Source organism: Massilia sp. DWR3-1-1 (assembly GCF_049898325.1).
In the GTDB taxonomy this organism is placed as follows: domain Bacteria; phylum Pseudomonadota; class Gammaproteobacteria; order Burkholderiales; family Burkholderiaceae_D; genus JAFCUW01.
The window spans coordinates 1-17,603 of sequence record NZ_JAFCXL010000040.1; the positions used below are offsets into that span (position 1 = coordinate 1).

The following is a 17,603-nucleotide window of genomic DNA, read 5'->3' on the forward strand; positions in this document are numbered from 1 at the left end:
GGCTTCTACAACGGGAAACGAATCAATTCAGCACTGGGTAATCTGCCGCCCGCCGTCTACGAACGGAAAATGGCAGCACGAGAACCTATCGTTGTGTCCGAAATTACTTGACCACCGCAGTTCGGCAACGATGTCGCACCGGTTGCCCGAAATTTGACAATCGACACGGTACTCATAGTCCGTAATCTCATCTGCGCGGCAAGTTACGCCCAGTGCAAACCTATCACCCGGGCGTCTGGCCGCCCAATCAATGCCTCCCCGTATGGACGTCAAAGAGCCATCACCCTGGAGTGCAGAGGTCAGCATGCTTCCGTTGGCGGTTCTGTTTAGTAGCGAGAACGCGTCCAGCGCGTTTGACTTCCCGCTCGCGTTCGTTCCTACGAGTACTGACAGACGATCGATATAGAGCGATGATTTCGCATAACTCTTCCAGTTTTCCATATCCAGCTGAACAATCATCAGTTACTCCGCGCCATTGTTACCTGAGAATGCCATACAGGCATCATTATGTCCATGACTTACCCGGGGTATCGCTGCCCCCACAAGCCTAGACGATGTGCTGACATGTACTCTCATCCTACGGAGTCAAAATAATCAACGTCTTTCGCATCTCGACGGTACGGCAAGCATTTCCACGGTCAGAAGTGGTTAGGTAGCCCCATTCGCCCAGCGAGACAGTTCAAGTACGCATAATGGACTTGAACTGCCGATCTTATAGATGCTATCTCGTCGCCCTAGCGGTCGAGAAAGATTGCGCCTACACTAGCATTCTGATGTCCGGGGAGTGCGTCACATAGGTGATGCACATTGAACGAATCTCGACACCAAGCAATCGAAAAATGGCTTCCGAATCAAATAGTTATGCGTCCGGTGCGATGCGTGGTGCGATTCCACCTATCACCACTAAGAATTCCAGAAACGCCCCCAAGTAAGCATCGACTTGGGGGATTTTTTGCGTTTGGGTGGGCAAAAACGGGGGGATTGGTGGCCAGGCGGAGGGTGGCGGGCGTGGAGTGGGAGGCGTAACGTCGCATCTGAAAAATCGAAACGGCCTCATCACTAAGCGCCGAATTCACGGCCAAGGAAGAGCTCGGGCCCGTTGGCGAGGTGTGCCTTTCAGTTCTCCGCCTCAACGGAGGCTTACGCGGCAACTAGTTGCAGAACCATCGCACTTGTAGACGGCTGATCGCCGCCGTCCTGGTTTTCGCGTCGACGGCCCGAGGAGATGGGCCCGGAAAAGGCAGTAGAACGCTCACCGGCAGGTCACGGTGGCTGACATCGTTGGAGAGCCGCCCTGCTTGCGCCACTTGGTATCGACAGTGCAGACGGTCGCTTTATCGTCCAGGCGTCGGGATAGCTGCGCGGACCCGTACGAGCACCACAGCCACCTCTGGCGGTCGCCCGGTTCAAACTCGAATACCTGCCGGTTGCGCGTGCTCCGGGTCGGAACCAAGTAAAGTATTTCATCTGGTGGCCCCGCCATCATCCCGGCCTCATCCAGGTGTAACGGCGTTGGTGTGCTGCCGATCCAACCAGCCGGCGGGTTCACCGTTGCAAAGGAGCTGGCAGGAAGCGACTCCGGGCACGTTGCCGTCATATCGCCAGCGAGCGCGGGTGGGAGTATCGCCAAGAGCACAATGGGCACAAGCGCGCCGTATGGGAGGTGTCGATGGTTCACTGTTCGATCACGCTGAAGGCAAGCGCGTTGTTACTGGTCTGTGGATATGTGCCATCGGCGCGACGGTTGCCATGCAGCGGTATACGGATGCGCCGGCTTGCTATTCTCCTGCTGCGCGTATGTTGCTCCATGACATAAAAACGCGTCGCCCCGGCGTATGCCAAAAATAGCGCCGCGTGCGGGCCAGTATGTTGGCGGGAGAATCGCCCTTTGGTAAAGGTTGCAATGGCTGTCCCGCGCTGGAGATCTTTTGACCCTAACACCGGCTCGCCTTCCTTCCAATTCATCGTACCGATGTCCACCAACCCCGGCACTGTCATTTTGACGATTTGCACGCATTCCCCATCACCCAGCAATGGCTTGCCCAATAGTTCATCCACATGAGTATTTACATACGGCATGACTGGCTCCATCACCGCTTGATTGCGGCTCACCGTGATGGTGCCAAGGGTCATGGTGGCGGGGTTTGCGCAGTACCAAGGTTTCGCCGGGGAAAGCAAATCGACGTGTAGCGACGCTCGTCCGGGTCTTATGAAGCGTCAGCCGCCAACAGATCGTGATCCTGTGCCCCCTCGCGCAGCGCGCGGTTCATGCGCGTTTGCCAGCCAGCGCCACTTTTCTGAAAGGCGGCCAGCACGGTAGGGTTTATGCGCAGGCTGACGCGCACCGTCTCATAAAGCCTAGCGTCAAGTCCATCCATGCCAGCTATTCCAAATCGTTCACCTATCGCTTCCAATCAGCCGGCAGCCGCACGCATTTGGCCGGCGTGAAACCTGACCAACCCGCGCTCTACTCATAAGCATCGGCATGGCTGCGCGGAAACGCTCACTTCTATCCCGCCAAAAATACAGCACTGCTCAACCCCGCCGCTTCAGCGACCGCAATATCGATAAACGCCCGCAGCTTCGGCTGCTGTTGCGTTCGCACGGGAAAATACAAGAACAGGCCGCTCGTTGACGGCACGAACGCCTGCACCACGCGTTCGAGGCGGCCCGCCGCGATGTCGGCGCCGACCTCCATGTCGGGCAGGTAGGCCAGGCCCAGGCCGGCCAGGGCGAAACGCCGAATCAGGCCCGTGTCGTTGGCCACCAGCTTGCCGGCCGTCTCGACCTGGAAGCTGTGCCCGTCGCGCTGGAATGCCCAGCGGTGCAAGGCGCCGGAGGCAAGAAAACGGTAGCCGATGGTGTCGTGCGTGGTCAGATCCTCGGGCGTGCCCGGGCGCCCGGCACGCGCAAAATAGGCCGGCCCGCCCACCACCGACCAGCGCAGCTCGGGCGTCAGGCGCACCGCCACCATGTCCTGGGCGACGGCCTGGCCCAGCCGGATGCCGGCGTCGAAGCCGGCCGCCACCAGGTCGACGGCGCTGTCGTCGAGAGAGATGTCGAGCGCGACGTCCGGCCAGGCAAGCCGGTAGCGCACGCTCAGGGGCAAGATCAGCAAGGCGCCCAGCGCACGTGGCATGGTCAGGCGCAAGGTCCCGGTCGGCCGACCCCGCGTGGCGTGCAAGGCCTCGAATGCGGCGTCAAGCTGCCCGACCGCGTCGCGCAAGCTGGCGGCCAGGATGGCGCCGGCTTCGGTCAAGGCGACGTGGCGCGTGGTGCGCTGGAATAACACCACGTCATGGCGCAACTCGAGCAATTTGACCGCCTTGCTGACAGCCGTGGTCGTCACGCCCAGGCGCGCGGCGGCAGCCGTGAAACTGTGCAGTTCAGCGACGGCCAGGAAGGATTTGATCCCGTCGAACGAGGTATCTGCCATGGCGCCTGAGGGGTCTATTGTGAACTTTGGGGATAAAGCGAATGTACCATAATCCCCTTAATTTCTACAGTGACGGGGCCTATGATGACCTTCATCGCCAGTCCGACACACCGTCGGCGCTTACCCTCGAAGGAGACTCCACCATGACCCTGCATTTGCCCCAGCCAATCGCTGCGTTCTTTATTGCCCACAGCCGTGACGGCGCGGACGTCAGCGACTGCTTCAGCGCCACCGCCGTCGTGACGGACGAAGGGCAGACCCATCGCGGCACTGCCGCCATCGAGCAATGGATTGACGCCGCGTCGAAAAAATTCACCTATACCAGCGAGCCGTTTGCGGCCGAGCAGCGCGACGGAAAGACGGTCGTCACAAGCAAACTTGTCGGCAACTTCCCCGGCAGTCCGGTCGACCTGCGCTACGCCTTCGTCGTCGACGGCGACAAGATTGCCAGCCTGGAGATTGCACCATGAGCCCCCTCTCCCACTGCACCGCAGCCGCGCCGTGGTGACCGGCGGCACCAAGGGCATCGGGGCGGCGGTCGTGGCGACGCTGCGGGAGGCCGGCGCCACCCTCATCACGGGCGCCGACTACCTGGTCGACGGCGGCACCGTGCCGGTCGCCTGACGCCATCCGTCCCACAAGCCATGGCGCCGGCCGCAGCGGCGTTAAGGAAGTAAAATATTTTCCATGTGTTAATATTTCTTTTTCTCAATACAGCGTGTTTGCACGTTGTTCTCATTCCAGCAAAGGTCACCATGTCCTCTCCCGTGCGCATGATCACGATGGCTTCCCGCCTGGCATTCACCTTGGCCCTGTGGGCGATCGTCAGCGCGGGCGCGCAAGCGCAGACGCTGCGGACAGTTGTGGCGCTGAAGGCGCCCGCCGAGATGCTCTCCGCCTACACATGCGCAGGCGTCGCGCTGGAATATATCGGCCCCGAAATCGAGAAGCGGGCCGTCGACGCGCTCAAGAGCGGCAGGGACCGTCGCGCCGTCGTGCGCGAGCTGTTGCAGGATTATGATGACAAGACGGAGAGCATGTGCCGCGCGATCCTGCCCTTGTTTCAGCGACAGCCCGACTTGATTTTCGACGCCTTTGCCAGGCAAGTGCCGGCCTACACCGCCAACCAGGAGCCCTGGCTGCTCAATCCGCGCACGCAGCGCTGGCTGAAGGAAACCAATGAATTTCAGGCGAACACGGCATCCCTGTTCCAGATGTACCAGCTCATGATGAAACTGGCGCCAGAACTTTCCCGCTTTCCACCGGGGACCGTGCGAAGCGAAGCGCAATTCGCCGGCGCTGAAAAAGCATCGACCTTTACTTATTTCGGTGGCAATGAACGGGCACAGCTGATCCTGGCGCTTGGCGATACGGGATTCGCCACGGTGGCGCCGCGCCGTTTTCAGCTTCCGGCACTGGCCGCGCAGGAACAAGGTCTGCGCTCGGAAGCGCTGGCACTGCACGGACGAGGACTCTTGTGGGGCCCCACGGATGCCCTATTCCACACGCGCGTGCATTTTCAGGGCCGCGACGGAATGCGCAGCATGGGACTGATCGAGGTGATGAAATCGCATATTGACCGCATCAGGGGAACGGCTACCCGCTAGCCTGCACAGCTGTTGTTGGCGCCATCGGGGCGCCCATCGCTCAAAGACCGTAGTGATACGCGCCATCGACCTGCGCCGCCGGGTGCTCAGCGACCAGTTCGTCGCGCAACTGCACCATCAGCAGCGCTTCGATGATCCAGAACAGGCTCGACGGTGCGGCGGCAAGATTGGCAGTGGTGGGGGTGGTGGCGTTGAACATGGCAGGGCTTTCCAGGTGATTGATGGTGCGGTCCGCACAATGTGGCGGGGCATGCGAATCATGATGAACGATCCGCCCATGGCAATCCAATAGCGCTCGGCAATCGTTTAATAGATGGCGCTTATCAAACTATCGAAACGCGCTTGCAGCGGTGTTTGCAGGATCATGGCGAGCACGGCCGCCGTGATGGGCGGGTGCGGGTCCTGGCGGCGCAGCACCAGGCCGATATCGCGCGACATTTCCGGCGTGATCGGTACCACCGTCAACTCCTGGCGCAGTTCAACCAGGCTCAATACGCTGTGAGGAATGATGGCGCACAGGTCGCTGAAGCGGATCTGTGCGTACAAGGCGAAGATGGAATCGGTCTCGAGCCGCACGTTCGGGCGCGCACCGGCGCTGCGGAAGGCGGCGTCGATAAACTGCCGGCTCTGCATGTTCGCCGTCAGCAGGCACAGGGGCAGCTCGGCCGCCTCCGCCCAGTTCAGCGTGCTGCTGCCCTTGAAGAGCGCCGCATCGCGCGCCACCATCACGTAGCGCTCCTGGAACAAGGGGTGCAGCTGAAACCCGCCCAGCGCACGGTCGTCGAGAAAGGTCAGGCCCAGGTCGAGGTCGTAGTTGTCGAGGCGCCGCACGATTTCATCGGAGGGCAGCGACAGCAAGGTGATGTTGATGCCGCTGTAGGCCTGCTGGCAGGGCGCCGTCAGATACGGCACGATCGGCATCGCCGTCGGAATGGCGCCGATGCGCAAGTTGCCCGACAAGCGCGTCTGCGCCTTGTCCGTCTCCTGCCGCATCGCCTCGTAGCTCGACAGCAGATGCTGCGCCCAGCCCACCACGCGCAGCCCCGCCTCCGTCATCCCCTCGTAGTTGCGGCCCCGCCGCACCAGTTGCAGGTCGAGCTCCGTCTCGAGCTTGCGAATCGCACTCGACAGCGCCGGCTGCGACACATGGCAGGCCTCGGCCGCCCGCGAAAAGTGACCGACTTCGGCCAGCGTGACCAGGTATTTCAGTTGGCGGATGAACATGGAGCCTTTCCGGAGTGACCGCGAAGCTGTCGCAGCCCGCTATTCTACGGGCAGACGCAGGGCTCCCGGCGCGCTCAGTGAGCCACGCGCTTCATGACAAATTCGATGCGCGGCCTGGCATGACGATCGAGGTGATACGTCAGCACCGAACCGTCCGCGCTGACACTGACCGTCCAGATATTCGTTTCCGAACCGGGAAACAGTTTGAAGGTAATCGCGTCGGCCAGAAATGACTGGGACAAGGCCGTGCCGCCATCCTTGGCCAGGCCGCCGTACATGGTGACGGGCTCGGGCGTGCCGTCAGGGTGACGGTGGTCATGCCGCAAGTCCAGGCCGGCGGCGGTGCGCGAGAAGATCCAGGTGCGCGAGCGGTCTTCACCGACCGTCACCGGCAGGCGCACGTCCTTGCCCGTGCAGACGATGTCGGTCGACATTTTCTGGCCCACGTAGGGATTCCTGGGGTCGATCGCGTAGCTCAGCGCGCCTTCGAAGCGCTGGCCGCACATGCTCTGCAGGGTCGCCATGAACTGCTCGCCCGTCTCGGCGGCAGTGGCGGGTGCGGCGCAAACCATGGTCATGCAAGCGGCGATGGCGACAGACAAAGAGGATTTCATGGCGGGCCCACGCAAAGTGTGAAACCCAGCATAGCATTTTCCGTGATCGGATTGGCAATTTATCGGCCGGACGCTGCGCTGCTGCGAACGGCCTGTGGCCCCGCGCTCGTCCGCGCCTGACAGGGCATTTATCCCGGCAGCGCCTGCGCCAGCGCCAGCCCCGCCAGCCGCGCGCTCGCCAGCAGGCGGTCCAGGCTGTGCCCGTGACGGGCGCTGGCCGACAGGCCCGCCATGGTGGTGCAGACGAAGTCGGCCACGCTATCGGCCTGCAGCGGATAGCGCGCGGCGATGCTGCTGCGGATGAATTCCTGCGCGGCACGGTGATAGCCGCCCGCGGCCGCGCGCGCTTCCGCATCGTTGCAACGGGTTCCCTCGAGCACCATGCAGCCGCTGGCGCTGGCGTCCAGCGCGTAGTGGCGCGCCGCCTCCACCAGCACCTCGGCGAGCGACTCGGCCAGCGGCCGCTCCGCCCCCAGGATCTGCGCCAGCGGGATCGCCCCGGCCGCCGCATAACGCTCGAGGATGCGGGCGTACAGCGCGGCCTTGCTGCCAAAGGCGGCGTAAAAGCTGGGCGGATTGATGCCCAGCGCGCGCGTCAGGTCGGCCACGCTGAGCGCGTCATAGCCCTTCTCGTGAAACAGGCGCTGCGCGGTGACGAGCGCCGCGTCCGGGTCGAACTGGCGCGGGCGGCCACGGGTGGGAACGATATTTGTAGTCATGATTACAAAAAGCCTTGACAGCGGGGACAAGGCATATTGTATCATGCGTTACATTAATCAAAAAGGAGTGATCATGTCGGATTCCACAGGTAAATCGGTATTGGTGCTGGGCGGCAGCCGGGGCATCGGCGCGGCGATCGTGCGGCGCTTTGCGGCGGACGGCGCGCGCGTCGCCTTCACGTACGCGGGCTCGCCGGAAGCGGCGCATGGCCTCGCCGCGCAGACCGGCAGCACCGCCTTCCAGACCGACAGCGCCGACCGCGATGCGGTCATCGCCCGAGTGCGCGACAGCGGTCCATTGGACGTGCTGGTGGTCAATTCCGGCATTGCCATCTTCGGCGATGCGCTCGAGCAGGATGCCGATGCCATCGACCGCCTGTTGCGCATCAATGTACATGCGCCGTACCACGCGTCGGTGGAAGCGGCGCGGCAGATGCCCAGCGGCGGGCGCATCATCGTGATCGGCTCGGTCAACGGCGACCGCATGCCCCTGCCCGGCATGGCCTCGTATGCCTTGAGCAAATCCGCGCTGCAAGGGCTGGCGCGGGGACTGGCGCGCGATTTCGGTCCGCGCGGCATCACGATCAATATCGTCCAGCCAGGGCCGATCGACACGGACGCCAACCCGGCGGACGGCCCGATGAAGGACCTGATGCACAGCTTCATGGCAATCAAGCGCCACGGCAGCGCCGACGAGGTGGCCGGCATGGTGGCCTGGCTGGCCGGTCCGGAAGCGGGCTTTGTGACGGGGGCGATGCACACGATCGACGGCGGCTTCGGCGCCTGAGCAATATAAGGCGGGCTGCGCTGGCCCGTTCTGTTGACTGGCCCGGCAACATAGAGCGCCGCCGCTTCGCCTGGCGACGGCGCGCCAATTTCACACGCAAGCATTCAATGATCGCGACCATGCAAAAAAGTACTGCTTGAGAAACAGGCAATGTATGATCGAGCGATGAACCTCTTTCCCCTCCTGGCGATCGGTCTGTCCGCGGCGGCGATGCTGGCGATCGTGATCGGAAAATATCGTCGCTTGCGCCAACAACTTGCGGAAACGCAATTGGAAGCGGCCCGCATTCGTCGTCACATGGAACGCCTGGAAATGGTTCTCCAACAGGCCGAGCCAGACATCTTTGCGCAAGTAAAAGCACGCTCCGACACGGAATGGCTGCAGGCCACCGCCCGGCTCGGAGACGGGCAATTGCCTTCATTGTTCCCCCTTGAACCTGCTTTTTTAGCGATGCGCCCCTTCGATCGCGCCGAATAAGACGGTGATCTCGCAGGCGCCCTCCGAACCGCGCGATGGCCTTTCTTGCCCTGAGCGCCGGGACCGCGCGTTTATGTGCGGGGCTGGCCCAGTCGGGTGATCAGCGTGACGGCGATTTTGAACAACGCATAATAAACAATCGCCCCGATCAGCCAGACCGCGAGCGCTGTCAGGAAGCTTGCCCAGATCCAGGTGAGGGCGAACAGGATCGGACTCGACAGCACCGTCAGATACGCGCTGACAAACAGGAAGATGCCGTTCGCCCCCTGAAAACCGTTGCGCCCGCCGTTGATTTCAATTGCCGACGCCAACAAGAGAATGAGGACGGCGGCGCCGCCCCAGACCATCCAGAACACTGTCATGTTTATCCTAAGTTGCAACCGTTTTCAGCACGCGCGACTGTGGGCTGATCCTTTTACATCCTGTCGCCGGGATGCGGTATTTGAACGCCAAGTTCAGCCATGGTAAGCGATCCGGCCTGGTCGGTGCGGCCCGCTGCTTATCGCAATGACATCGCCTTGCAGACACAGGCAATTTGCCCGTCCGGCCTCGTGCATGAGAAGATGGGCCGCGCAATCGCCGCAACGGCGCGCGTCTCTCCATCGAGGAAATAGAACATGAAAACACCCTTCGTCGCCATGGCCTTGCTAGCGGGCTTGCTGCTTGCCGGCGCGGCGCCGGCACAGGCTGCGGCAAACACTGCCGCGCCGGCCGCCCGTGGCGCACAGGCGCTGACCGGTGTATGGCGACTGCTGCGCTACGTCGACACCCCCGATGGCGCGCCCGCCATCTATGCGTTTGGCGAGCGGCCCGTGGGCCAGTTTGTGTTTACAAGGGAAGGCCACTTTTCGATCAGCATCATGCGCAACCCGCCGGCACCGGCCACCGCCTCGGTCGATATCGATCCCGATGCCTGCATCCCCGTGTGGTACTGCTCGTATTTCGGTACCTACCGGCTCGCTGACAATGGGCGCCAATGGATTGCGCACGTCGACGGGGGCAATATCCCCTCCTATATCGACACCAGGCAAGCCCGTTCCTTCGAGATTGTCGGTCAGCGCATGATCATTCGGGAAAGCTATGAAGAAGGCGGCCGCACCGTGCGCGCCGAGCGCGTACTCGAACGCGTGCGGCAGCGGTAATTCGACACCGGTCCTCGGCGTCGATCGGCGCGTCAAGGCGCGCTTGCGTCCTCAGTGCACATTGGTCGGCTGCTCCTGCTTGACCGCCTCCCCCGCACCGGAACTGGCACGCACCGACGTCACGTCGGCCGGGCTGATGGCGCCCGCCTTGTTGCCCCACGACTGGCGGATGTAGCTCAGCACCAGCGCCATCTTGTCGTCGTCGAGCGAACTGGCGAAGGTGGGCATGCCGGCCCGGCCTTTGAGCACCGTCGCGATCACGGCCGCGGCGTCGCCCTGCACGAAGACATTGCCCTTGAGCGCAGGAAAAGCGCCGGGGATGCCGGCGCCGCTGGCCTGGTGACAGGCGGCGCAGTTCTTCGCGAACACGGTTTTGCCATCGAGCGTTTGCGCCCCCGCCGGCGCCAGCGCGCCCAGCAGCATGGTGACCATCGATATTGTTTTTTTCATGCCTGCTCTCTTTATTTATGCCGATAAACGTTGGTGGATGCGTGCAATCTGCTGCCAGGACGACTCGATCGAGCCGGCCATCCAGCCCGTCAGATAGCTCATGTGTTCGCCCGCCAGCAGGGTCCGGCCCTCGCCCTCCCACAAGGTCGGATAGGCCGTCACGCGCCCGTCTTCGTTCCAGTGCGAGGTTGCGCCCATGCTGTACTTGACCAGGTGCCAGCAGATCGAGAACCCCGCCTCGAAGGCCTTGGTGTATTCGCCCGGGAAAATTTTCTCGCCGGCCGACAGCGCATAGTCGATGCGCTCGCGCGGGGTGCGCGCGCTCATTTCGGCGCCGTCGGCGCCATAGCTGAAGTAGCCCAGCAAGGTGCCCTTCTTGCCCTGCCAGTTCGACGAGGGCAGCGAGATCAGGTTGATGCCCTTGATGTCGGTAAAGATGTGGCCGCCGTAGATGCCGTGATTGGTTTCCCAGAAGCGCTCCTTCATCTGCAAGCCCATCTTGCACAGGGGCGAGTAGGTGACACTCTGCATGGCCGCCTTGAAGCCGGCCGAGAAATCCGTGTCGATGCCGCGCAGCACGGAGACGGGAATCGTGCACAGGCAGAAGTCGCCCTGGATCACGCTGCGCTTGCCGCTGACGGTGTGCTTGACGTGCACTTCGACCTTGTCGGCCAGGTTCACCAGCTTGCTCACTTCGAGGTTGTAGCTGATGGTCCTGCCGACGCGCTTCTCGAAGGCGCGGGCGATCATGTCCATGCCGCCCACGGGCTCGAACATGGTCTTTTGCTGCACGAAGGTGCTCACCGACTTGTACATCAAGCCCAGCTTCGATTGCAGCAGGTCGGAAAAGCCCAGCGGATCGGACGCCACGCCAGGGCCGGGATTGACGCCGGCGCCCGGGTTGACCTTGAAGCCACGCCCCTCGGTGCCCTTGTAGTCGAGTTCTTTTTTCGACAAATAACCCTCATTGACCAGGTAGTCGATCAGCAAGGCCTTGTCGGCCGTCGTCACCTGCTGGTCGAGCATGCCCCGCTTGAGCGACTTGGCCAGCAACTCGTCGACATAACCGCGCAGGTCGGCCTTGACCTCGAACATGCGCAGGCGCCGCTTGTTGAGGGGACCCTGCACCCGTTCGTTGTAGACGTAGGCAGCGTCGTTGTCGTTGTTGAACAGCTCCAGTTTGACGTCGAACTCGCTCGTGTAGTGCAGGGTCGAGTAATGGTTGAACGGGATGCGCCAGGGGCCCAGGTTGATGTACTCGCCCGGTGCAAAGTCGCACACCTGTTTCTCCGCGCCCAGTTCCTGCAGCACCTTGCCGCGCCGCGCCGTCTGGATGCGCCCGCCGGCGACATCGCGCGCCTCGATCAGCTTGATGGTGTAGCCCAGTTTGCCCAGCTCGTAAGCGGCCGTCATGCCGGCGATGCCGGCGCCCAGGATGACCACGGTCTTGCCCTTGCCGCTGCCCGTCAGCCGCGGCGGCGCACTGGCCGTCGAGGCGAGATCCATGCCCCAGGCTTTCATGGTTGCCATCAGCATGCCGGTGCCACCGAGCGCGAGCGCCTTGACCAGGAAATCGCGGCGGGTCGCGCCGCCGGCAGCGTGCAGCGTGCCGGCAGCTTCAGTGTGGGTGAAATCGGTATTTGGCATGGTCATCCATATGAAAAGGTTGAAGTGACGTCGTGCACCGCAGCGCGGCGACGCACTCCTCTTTCCAGCAAGAACTATGCCAAATTCCAGCAGGCCCTTCGCTACCCCGTTTTGTCGCGTTTGAAGCAACGCGCATATAGATAGAAGAAAAATGCTCTTGCGCACTCGAATGGCCACAGCGTGCTGTGCTGTGCTGTAAGCGTGCGTTGTTAGTTTGCATTTTGGTGCAATGCATCATCACGGTGAGTGATGTGAATGCGAAAGATGATCGTCCCTGACGCGCTCTGCCCCGCGCACAGGGGGGCGTGGCGCCACCCCGATTTTCACTGTGCGGTGGGGGCGCCACAGCGGCCCGCCCGGCGCCGCATGCGCCATCGAACAACCCGGTGCGCGGGCGCGTGACATTTCCTGGCATACATTTTGCTGAAGAACATGAAACAAACACACTGCCGATGTGCTCGATTTAACGTTGCCAAAATAGTCACTTTGAAAGAGGATTTGAACGATGCACGCCTCCCCGCTTATTGCCCGCCTCGCCCTTGCCGGTGTGATTTCTGCCCTGCAATTGACTGCCACGGCGCACGCCGAAGATATCAAGCGCGTCAGTTCGGCCACCTCGAAATCGCCCATCTCGACCACGGTGGTGGTGCCCGCCGGCAGCCGTATCGTGTTCTTGAGTGGCAACCTGGCCGACGTCGCCAATCCAGCCGCGCCCGCCGGCAGCATTGAGGCGTATGGCAACACCCACACCCAGGTCATCTCGATCCTCAAGAAGTTCGACAAGCTGCTCGCTGCCGAGGGCCTGACGCTCGCGGACGTGGTCAAGGTCAACGTCTTCATGGTGGGCGACCCGGCCTTGGGCGGCAAGATGGATTTTGCCGGTCTCAACGCCGCCTACAGCGACTATTTCGGCAGCGCCACGCAGCCGAACAAGCCGGTGCGCACCGCGCTGCAGGTGGCCGCGCTGCCCATGCAGGGCGGCCTCGTCGAAATCGAGATGACCGCGGCAAAGGCGCCCGCGCCCGCCAAATAATCCTGCCCGCGTCCGGGCCCATGCAAGGAGGCAGCCCGGACGCGTTCATGTATCAACCGCACAGCACCCGAACAAGAGGTGGCGGCGGCGCTCGTCCTCAGTTTTGTCTTCCACCACTGCCACCGAAGGAGCTGTATCCATGTTGCCTCTGTCCCGCCTCGCCGTCCGCCGCACCGCTTCGGGCGCTGCCCCGCGCAGTATCCTTTCGCCCACCGTGCTGTCGCGGCAGATCGCCAGCCTGTTCGCCGCCCAGGGCTGGAGCCGCGGCAAACAGATCCTGCGTGGCTCGGCCGCCATCGCGCTGCTGCTGCAGTCGGGCCTGACGCTGGCGTCGCCGGCCGAGGCCGAAGCGGCCGCCGCCGCTGCCGCTGCCCGCGACGCCACCCCGGTCGTGGAAGCGGTGATCGTGACGGGCACCCGCCGCAGCGGCCTGAAAGCGGTCGACAGCGCCTCGCCCATCCAGGTGCTCGACGCCGGTTCACTCGAGCGCACCGGCCAGCCCGACCTGATCCAGGCGATGGCGCAAAACCTGCCCTCGTTCACGGCCCAGGCCTTCGGCGGCGACGCCGCCAACCTGACCTTGTCGGCGCGCCTGCGCGGCCTGTCGCCAAACGACACGCTGGTACTGATCAACGGTAAACGCCGTCACACCACCGCCAACCTGGCCGTGCTGGGCGGGCCGTTCCAGGGCGGCGCCGCGACCGACCTGAACTTCATTCCCGTGGCCGCGATCGACCATATCGAAGTGCTGCAGGACGGCGCTGCCGCCCAGTACGGCACCGATGCCATCGCCGGCGTCGTCAACATCATCCTCAAGAAGGACAGCCATGGCGGCAGCGTCACCGCCACCGGCGGGCGCTACTTCGACGGCGGCGGCAAGACAGGCGACCTGTCGGTCAACCTGGGCCTCGAGCCCAGCGAGAACAGCTACCTGAACCTGAGCGCCGAATCCAAGTACCACGGCTTTAGCGACCGCAGCTCGATCGACCCGCGCGTGGCCTCGGCCGCCAACCAGGCGTCGATGCCGAACCTGCTGCTGGCGCCCGGCTTTCCCTACTTGAACCACATCGCCGGCGATGCCGCTTACCATATCAAGCTGCTCTCGCTCAATAGCGGCATCGACCTGGGCGCCGGCACCGAGCTGTATGCCAACGCCACCTACGGCAAGAAAACCGCCAACGCCTTCGAGAACTACCGCACCCCGAACCGCCTGCCGAAGATCTATCCCTTGGGCTTCAGCCCGCAAATGACGATGGACGAAACCGACTTCGGCGTCTCGGCCGGCATCAAGGGCACGGCCGGGGTCTGGAACTGGGACCTGTCGACCACCTACGGCAAGGACAAGGCCGAGATCGGCGTGGTCAATTCCGGCAACATCTCGCTGTACAACGACACCGGCGCGACCCCGACCACGTTCCACGCGGGCGACTTCACGGCCACCCAGTGGACCACCAACCTGGATGCGAACCGCGAGTTCGCCGTCGGCTGGAATTCGCCCTTGAACCTGGCGCTGGGCCTCGAGTACCGCAAGGACGGCTACAAGATCGGCGCCGGCGACGCCGCCTCGCGCTACAAGGAAGGTTCGCAGTCGTATCCGGGCTTCAGCCTGACCGATGCGAGCGATCACAGCCGCAACGACAAGGCCATCTACATCGACGTCGCCGGTTCGCCCATTGCCAACCTCAAGCTCGACGCGGCGGCGCGTTACGAAAAATTTTCCGACTTCGGCAGCGCGCGCGTGGCCAAGCTGACGGGCCGCTACGACTTCAGCCCGCAAGTGGCGCTGCGCAGCACCATCAGTAACGGCTTTCGCGCGCCCACCATGGCCGAGCAGTACTACTCGGCCACCAACGTCTCGCCCACCTCCGCCTTCGTGCAACTGGCGCCGAATTCGGCCGGCGCGGCGCTGGTCGGCATCAACGGCCTGAAGCCGGAACGTTCGCAAAACTACAGCGTCGGCCTGGTGCTCCATCCGGCGCCGAAGCTGACCATCACGGCCGATGCCTACATCATCAACATCCACGACCGTATCGTCGGCAGCTCCTCGCTGTACGGTTCCGGCGCGGCCGTCAATTCGCCGGCCGTGGTCGCGGCCATCAAGGCCAATGGCAATGTGCTCGATCCGACCGTGACCCAGACCGGCATCAACATCTTCACCAATGCCGCCAACACCCGCAACAAGGGGCTCGAACTGGTGATGACGTACTCGAGCAACTTCGGCGACATGGGCCGCGTCGACTGGTCGGCCGCGGGCAACTACAACAAGGTCGAGGTCACCAAGATCAACCAGGCGCCGCCGCAACTGCTGCCGCAGATCCTGCTCAACCTGGGCGCCATCGCCTCGCTGGAAGACTCGTCGCCGAAAACGCGCCTGAACTTCGGCGCCCTGTGGAAGCGCAATGGCTGGACCGTCAACCTGCGCGAGTCCGTCTACGGTCCTTCGGCTGGCTACACCACCGTCAACGGCTCGCTGTATTTCAAGAACGAGATCGGCACCAAGGCGACCACGGACCTGGAAATTGCGAAAAGCGTGACGAAGGCGCTCACACTGGCGGTGGGCGCGAACAACCTGTTTAATCAATATCCGGACCGTAACAATGCCGCCCTGATCGCCGCGCAAAACGCCGCGCTCAACACCGGGGCGGTCAACCAGTACCCGAGCTTTTCGCCGTTCGGCATCAATGGCGGCTACTACTACGCCCGCATGAACTACGCGTTTTAAGGCGCTCGGCCTGGCCAGCCTTCGGGCTGGTCAGGCCGAAGACGCTTCGCAGCGCCCGCAATCGGGGCAGGCCGGCAAGCGGCCTGTCCCGATTTTTTTCTCAGCGAACGCTGCTGTCAGGCTGGGCGGCAGCGCGCGTCGCGCTGCGATCTTCTTGCGCCTGCATGATACGGGGCAGGCTCTCTTCAATCCAGTCGGCCAGGCCCCGCACTTTTGCGGCCGCCTCGCACCCCAGCGGCGTCAGCCGGTATTCCACGTGGGGCGGGATCACATCGAAGGCGATGCGGTCGACCAGGCCATCGCTCTCGAGCCACTGCAAGGTCTGCGCCAGCATCCGTTCGCTGACCCCGCCGATGGCGCGCCGCAATTGGCTGAAGCGATGCACGCGCGTCTCGAGCACCAGCAAAATGAGCACGCCCCAGCGGCTGGTGAGGTGCTTGAGGATGTCCCGCGACGGGCAGGTGGCGGCGAGAAGTTCGCCCCGGCGCATCGTGTTGAGCAAGCTGGGCCGGTCCTGGGCGGGCGGCGGTGCGTCGTCGTTGACACTTACATTCATGTGCGTACTTCCTAAAAGTTAGTTTGAATATTATAGTGCCTCACTCACTCACCACAACAGGAATCACCATGAAAATCGCCATCACCGGGGCCGCTGGCCAGTTGGGCCGCCTCGTCATCGAACGCTTGCTCAGCAAGGTGCCAGCGGGCGACATTGTCGCCCTGGTGCGTACGCCGTCGAAGGCGGCCGACCTGGGCGTGGCGGTGCGCGAAGCGGACTACACGCGCCCGGACACCCTGGGCAACGCCCTTGCCGGCATCGACACGCTGCTGATGATTTCAGGTAGCGAAGTGGGCCAGCGCGTGGCACAGCATCGCAACATCATCGACGCCGCCGTGCAAGCGGGCGTCACGCGGGTGGTCTACACCAGCCTGCTGCACGCGGCGCGCTCGACCCTGAGCCTGGCGCCTGAACACCTGGCCACCGAAGCCATGCTGGCCGCGTCCGGGCTGCGCATCACCGTGCTGCGCAACGGCTGGTATACGGAAAATTACAGCGCCTCGGTCGCACCGGCGGTGGCGCACGGCGCCTTCATCGGCAGCGCGGGACAAGGCAAGATTGCGTCGGCGGCGCGCGCCGATTTTGCCGATGCGGCGGTGGCGGTGCTGACGGGCGCGGGCAATGACGGCAACACCTATGAACTGGCCGGGGACACGGCCTATACGCTGGCCGAATTCGCCGCTGAGATCGCGCGCCAGAGCGGCAAGGACATCCCCTACGTCGACCTGCCCGCCGCCGACTACGCGGCAGCGCTGACAGCGGCCGGCCTGCCCGCCCCCTGGCCGGAAGCGCTGGCCTCGTTTGATGTGGCGGCGGCCAAGGGGGCCCTGTTCGATGACGGCGGCGCACTGGCGCGGCTGATCGGGCGTCCCACCACGCCGTTCAGGGATGCCATCGCATCGGCGCTCAAGCAGGCATAAGCGAGCGTCTGCAGCAGGCCCTGCCAACAGACAAGAGAACGGCGCTTTCACCGTTGCCTGTGGGTCGTCCCCGAGCGCTTCCTCACAGCGGCGCTCGGTCACTTCGGCGGCTGAGTCCGAAAGAAACTCAAGAGCTAACCATCATGAGGAATCATATTTCTTCGCCCCCGCGCATGAAAGCGGCGGTAAGCGCAAGATGGAAGTCGGCGCACAAGACAACAAAAGTCGATCACCGAATGGTGGTCCGACCCCGCAGCTAACCAGACTTG

At 63.2% G+C, this 17,603-nt stretch carries 22 protein-coding genes; 9 read left to right on the forward strand and 13 right to left on the reverse strand.

The window, feature by feature from the left end:
* Positions 1 to 27: 27 nt before the first annotated feature.
* The 5 genes from ACP7EY_RS23195 to ACP7EY_RS23215 form a co-directional block, all read right to left on the reverse strand.
* A complete protein-coding gene (locus ACP7EY_RS23195) occupies positions 28 to 459 on the reverse strand; it encodes an AAA family ATPase (protein ID WP_426197622.1) in 432 nt (143 codons plus the stop codon).
* A 793-nt stretch (positions 460 to 1,252) separates the two neighbouring features.
* Positions 1,253 to 1,678, reverse strand: a complete 426-nt coding sequence (locus tag ACP7EY_RS23200; protein ID WP_426197623.1) for an STY0301 family protein — start codon at positions 1,676 to 1,678, stop codon at positions 1,253 to 1,255.
* Entirely contained in the window at positions 1,675 to 2,133 is a 459-nt protein-coding gene (locus ACP7EY_RS23205; protein WP_426197624.1) for a BPSL0067 family protein, read from the reverse strand. Before ACP7EY_RS23205 ends, ACP7EY_RS23200 begins: the two co-directional genes overlap by 4 nt.
* A 74-nt stretch (positions 2,134 to 2,207) precedes the next feature.
* The gene (locus tag ACP7EY_RS23210; protein WP_426197625.1) at positions 2,208 to 2,378 is read right to left on the reverse strand and encodes a BrnA antitoxin family protein; all 171 of its coding nucleotides are present in this window, start codon (positions 2,376 to 2,378) and stop codon (positions 2,208 to 2,210) included.
* 131 nt (positions 2,379 to 2,509) lie between these two features.
* Positions 2,510 to 3,436 (reverse strand): LysR family transcriptional regulator, encoded by a 927-nt coding sequence (locus tag ACP7EY_RS23215; RefSeq protein WP_426197626.1) that lies wholly within the window; start codon positions 3,434 to 3,436, stop codon positions 2,510 to 2,512.
* A gap of 41 nt (positions 3,437 to 3,477) precedes the next feature.
* Between ACP7EY_RS23215 and ACP7EY_RS23220 the strand changes: the two genes are divergently transcribed.
* The 3 genes from ACP7EY_RS23220 to ACP7EY_RS23230 all read left to right on the forward strand — a co-directional run bounded on the left by ACP7EY_RS23220 (position 3,478) and on the right by ACP7EY_RS23230 (position 5,043).
* Positions 3,478 to 3,906, forward strand: coding sequence for a nuclear transport factor 2 family protein (locus ACP7EY_RS23220; protein ID WP_426197627.1), 429 nt, complete (start codon positions 3,478 to 3,480; stop codon positions 3,904 to 3,906).
* Positions 3,896 to 4,060 carry a hypothetical protein gene (locus ACP7EY_RS23225; RefSeq protein WP_426197628.1) on the forward strand — a complete coding sequence of 55 codons (165 nt, stop codon included), beginning with the start codon at positions 3,896 to 3,898 and terminating at the stop codon, positions 4,058 to 4,060. Before ACP7EY_RS23220 ends, ACP7EY_RS23225 begins: the two co-directional genes overlap by 11 nt.
* Positions 4,061 to 4,191: 131 nt before the next feature.
* Positions 4,192 to 5,043, forward strand: a complete 852-nt coding sequence (locus ACP7EY_RS23230; protein WP_426197629.1) for a hypothetical protein — start codon at positions 4,192 to 4,194, stop codon at positions 5,041 to 5,043.
* A 40-nt stretch (positions 5,044 to 5,083) separates the two neighbouring features.
* Here ACP7EY_RS23230 and ACP7EY_RS23235 read toward each other — a convergent pair whose 3' ends face one another.
* The 4 genes from ACP7EY_RS23235 to ACP7EY_RS23250 form a co-directional block, all read right to left on the reverse strand.
* On the reverse strand, positions 5,084 to 5,242 hold the full coding sequence (locus ACP7EY_RS23235) for a hypothetical protein (protein WP_426197630.1): 159 nt from the start codon (positions 5,240 to 5,242) through the stop codon (positions 5,084 to 5,086).
* Between the two features lie 107 nt (positions 5,243 to 5,349).
* Positions 5,350 to 6,267: a LysR family transcriptional regulator gene (locus ACP7EY_RS23240; RefSeq protein WP_426197631.1), complete on the reverse strand. Its 918-nt coding sequence runs from the start codon at positions 6,265 to 6,267 to the stop codon at positions 5,350 to 5,352.
* 74 nt (positions 6,268 to 6,341) lie between these two features.
* Positions 6,342 to 6,881, reverse strand: coding sequence for a hypothetical protein (locus ACP7EY_RS23245; RefSeq protein WP_426197632.1), 540 nt, complete (start codon positions 6,879 to 6,881; stop codon positions 6,342 to 6,344).
* 128 nt (positions 6,882 to 7,009) lie between these two features.
* Entirely contained in the window at positions 7,010 to 7,600 is a 591-nt protein-coding gene (locus ACP7EY_RS23250; protein WP_426197633.1) for a TetR/AcrR family transcriptional regulator, read from the reverse strand.
* Between the two features lie 73 nt (positions 7,601 to 7,673).
* Here ACP7EY_RS23250 and bdcA point away from each other — a divergent pair, with 73 nt between their 5' ends.
* A complete protein-coding gene (bdcA, locus tag ACP7EY_RS23255; RefSeq protein WP_426197634.1) occupies positions 7,674 to 8,387 on the forward strand; it encodes an SDR family oxidoreductase in 714 nt (237 codons plus the stop codon).
* A 165-nt stretch (positions 8,388 to 8,552) separates the two neighbouring features.
* Positions 8,553 to 8,864, forward strand: coding sequence for a hypothetical protein (locus ACP7EY_RS23260; protein WP_426197635.1), 312 nt, complete (start codon positions 8,553 to 8,555; stop codon positions 8,862 to 8,864).
* A 71-nt stretch (positions 8,865 to 8,935) separates the two neighbouring features.
* On the opposite strand, the gene ACP7EY_RS23265 is transcribed toward ACP7EY_RS23260, so the two are convergent.
* Positions 8,936 to 9,226, reverse strand: a complete 291-nt coding sequence (locus ACP7EY_RS23265) for a hypothetical protein (protein WP_426197636.1) — start codon at positions 9,224 to 9,226, stop codon at positions 8,936 to 8,938.
* Positions 9,227 to 9,481: 255 nt separating this feature from the next.
* Here ACP7EY_RS23265 and ACP7EY_RS23270 point away from each other — a divergent pair, with 255 nt between their 5' ends.
* A complete protein-coding gene (locus ACP7EY_RS23270) occupies positions 9,482 to 10,006 on the forward strand; it encodes a lipocalin-like domain-containing protein (protein WP_426197637.1) in 525 nt (174 codons plus the stop codon).
* Between the two features lie 51 nt (positions 10,007 to 10,057).
* On the opposite strand, the gene ACP7EY_RS23275 is transcribed toward ACP7EY_RS23270, so the two are convergent.
* Both ACP7EY_RS23275 and ACP7EY_RS23280 read right to left on the reverse strand, forming a co-directional pair.
* Entirely contained in the window at positions 10,058 to 10,456 is a 399-nt protein-coding gene (locus ACP7EY_RS23275) for a c-type cytochrome (protein ID WP_426197638.1), read from the reverse strand.
* A 15-nt stretch (positions 10,457 to 10,471) separates the two neighbouring features.
* Positions 10,472 to 12,103 carry a flavin monoamine oxidase family protein gene (locus ACP7EY_RS23280; RefSeq protein WP_426197639.1) on the reverse strand — a complete coding sequence of 544 codons (1,632 nt, stop codon included), beginning with the start codon at positions 12,101 to 12,103 and terminating at the stop codon, positions 10,472 to 10,474.
* A 505-nt stretch (positions 12,104 to 12,608) separates the two neighbouring features.
* On the opposite strand from ACP7EY_RS23280, the gene ACP7EY_RS23285 reads away from it, so the two are divergent.
* Entirely contained in the window at positions 12,609 to 13,136 is a 528-nt protein-coding gene (locus ACP7EY_RS23285) for a RidA family protein (protein WP_426197640.1), read from the forward strand.
* A 139-nt stretch (positions 13,137 to 13,275) separates the two neighbouring features.
* Positions 13,276 to 15,858 carry a TonB-dependent receptor plug domain-containing protein gene (locus ACP7EY_RS23290; protein ID WP_426197641.1) on the forward strand — a complete coding sequence of 861 codons (2,583 nt, stop codon included), beginning with the start codon at positions 13,276 to 13,278 and terminating at the stop codon, positions 15,856 to 15,858.
* 100 nt (positions 15,859 to 15,958) lie between these two features.
* On the opposite strand, the gene ACP7EY_RS23295 is transcribed toward ACP7EY_RS23290, so the two are convergent.
* Complete coding sequence (locus ACP7EY_RS23295) at positions 15,959 to 16,414, reverse strand: winged helix-turn-helix transcriptional regulator (protein WP_426197642.1); 456 nt, start codon at positions 16,412 to 16,414, stop codon at positions 15,959 to 15,961.
* Between the two features lie 68 nt (positions 16,415 to 16,482).
* Here ACP7EY_RS23295 and ACP7EY_RS23300 point away from each other — a divergent pair, with 68 nt between their 5' ends.
* On the forward strand, positions 16,483 to 17,334 hold the full coding sequence (locus tag ACP7EY_RS23300; RefSeq protein WP_426197643.1) for an SDR family oxidoreductase: 852 nt from the start codon (positions 16,483 to 16,485) through the stop codon (positions 17,332 to 17,334).
* The last annotated feature ends 269 nt before the right edge of the window (positions 17,335 to 17,603 follow it).

What these genes read in the sequence shown, in the direction of transcription:
- ACP7EY_RS23195 (WP_426197622.1), bottom strand. Translation starts at nt 459, where the DNA reads ATGATTGTTCAGCTGGATATGGAAAACTGGAAGAGTTATGCGAAATCA.
- ACP7EY_RS23205 (WP_426197624.1), bottom strand. Translation starts at nt 2,133, where the DNA reads ATGACCCTTGGCACCATCACGGTGAGCCGCAATCAAGCGGTGATGGAG.
- ACP7EY_RS23210 (WP_426197625.1), bottom strand. Translation starts at nt 2,378, where the DNA reads ATGGATGGACTTGACGCTAGGCTTTATGAGACGGTGCGCGTCAGCCTG.
- ACP7EY_RS23215 (WP_426197626.1), bottom strand. Translation starts at nt 3,436, where the DNA reads ATGGCAGATACCTCGTTCGACGGGATCAAATCCTTCCTGGCCGTCGCT.
- ACP7EY_RS23220 (WP_426197627.1), top strand. Translation starts at nt 3,478, where the DNA reads ATGTACCATAATCCCCTTAATTTCTACAGTGACGGGGCCTATGATGAC.
- ACP7EY_RS23230 (WP_426197629.1), top strand. Translation starts at nt 4,192, where the DNA reads ATGTCCTCTCCCGTGCGCATGATCACGATGGCTTCCCGCCTGGCATTC.
- ACP7EY_RS23235 (WP_426197630.1), bottom strand. Translation starts at nt 5,242, where the DNA reads ATGTTCAACGCCACCACCCCCACCACTGCCAATCTTGCCGCCGCACCG.
- ACP7EY_RS23240 (WP_426197631.1), bottom strand. Translation starts at nt 6,267, where the DNA reads ATGTTCATCCGCCAACTGAAATACCTGGTCACGCTGGCCGAAGTCGGT.
- ACP7EY_RS23245 (WP_426197632.1), bottom strand. Translation starts at nt 6,881, where the DNA reads ATGAAATCCTCTTTGTCTGTCGCCATCGCCGCTTGCATGACCATGGTT.
- ACP7EY_RS23250 (WP_426197633.1), bottom strand. Translation starts at nt 7,600, where the DNA reads ATGACTACAAATATCGTTCCCACCCGTGGCCGCCCGCGCCAGTTCGAC.
- bdcA (WP_426197634.1), top strand. Translation starts at nt 7,674, where the DNA reads ATGTCGGATTCCACAGGTAAATCGGTATTGGTGCTGGGCGGCAGCCGG.
- ACP7EY_RS23260 (WP_426197635.1), top strand. Translation starts at nt 8,553, where the DNA reads ATGAACCTCTTTCCCCTCCTGGCGATCGGTCTGTCCGCGGCGGCGATG.
- ACP7EY_RS23265 (WP_426197636.1), bottom strand. Translation starts at nt 9,226, where the DNA reads ATGACAGTGTTCTGGATGGTCTGGGGCGGCGCCGCCGTCCTCATTCTC.
- ACP7EY_RS23270 (WP_426197637.1), top strand. Translation starts at nt 9,482, where the DNA reads ATGAAAACACCCTTCGTCGCCATGGCCTTGCTAGCGGGCTTGCTGCTT.
- ACP7EY_RS23275 (WP_426197638.1), bottom strand. Translation starts at nt 10,456, where the DNA reads ATGAAAAAAACAATATCGATGGTCACCATGCTGCTGGGCGCGCTGGCG.
- ACP7EY_RS23280 (WP_426197639.1), bottom strand. Translation starts at nt 12,103, where the DNA reads ATGCCAAATACCGATTTCACCCACACTGAAGCTGCCGGCACGCTGCAC.
- ACP7EY_RS23285 (WP_426197640.1), top strand. Translation starts at nt 12,609, where the DNA reads ATGCACGCCTCCCCGCTTATTGCCCGCCTCGCCCTTGCCGGTGTGATT.
- ACP7EY_RS23290 (WP_426197641.1), top strand. Translation starts at nt 13,276, where the DNA reads ATGTTGCCTCTGTCCCGCCTCGCCGTCCGCCGCACCGCTTCGGGCGCT.
- ACP7EY_RS23295 (WP_426197642.1), bottom strand. Translation starts at nt 16,414, where the DNA reads ATGAATGTAAGTGTCAACGACGACGCACCGCCGCCCGCCCAGGACCGG.
- ACP7EY_RS23300 (WP_426197643.1), top strand. Translation starts at nt 16,483, where the DNA reads ATGAAAATCGCCATCACCGGGGCCGCTGGCCAGTTGGGCCGCCTCGTC.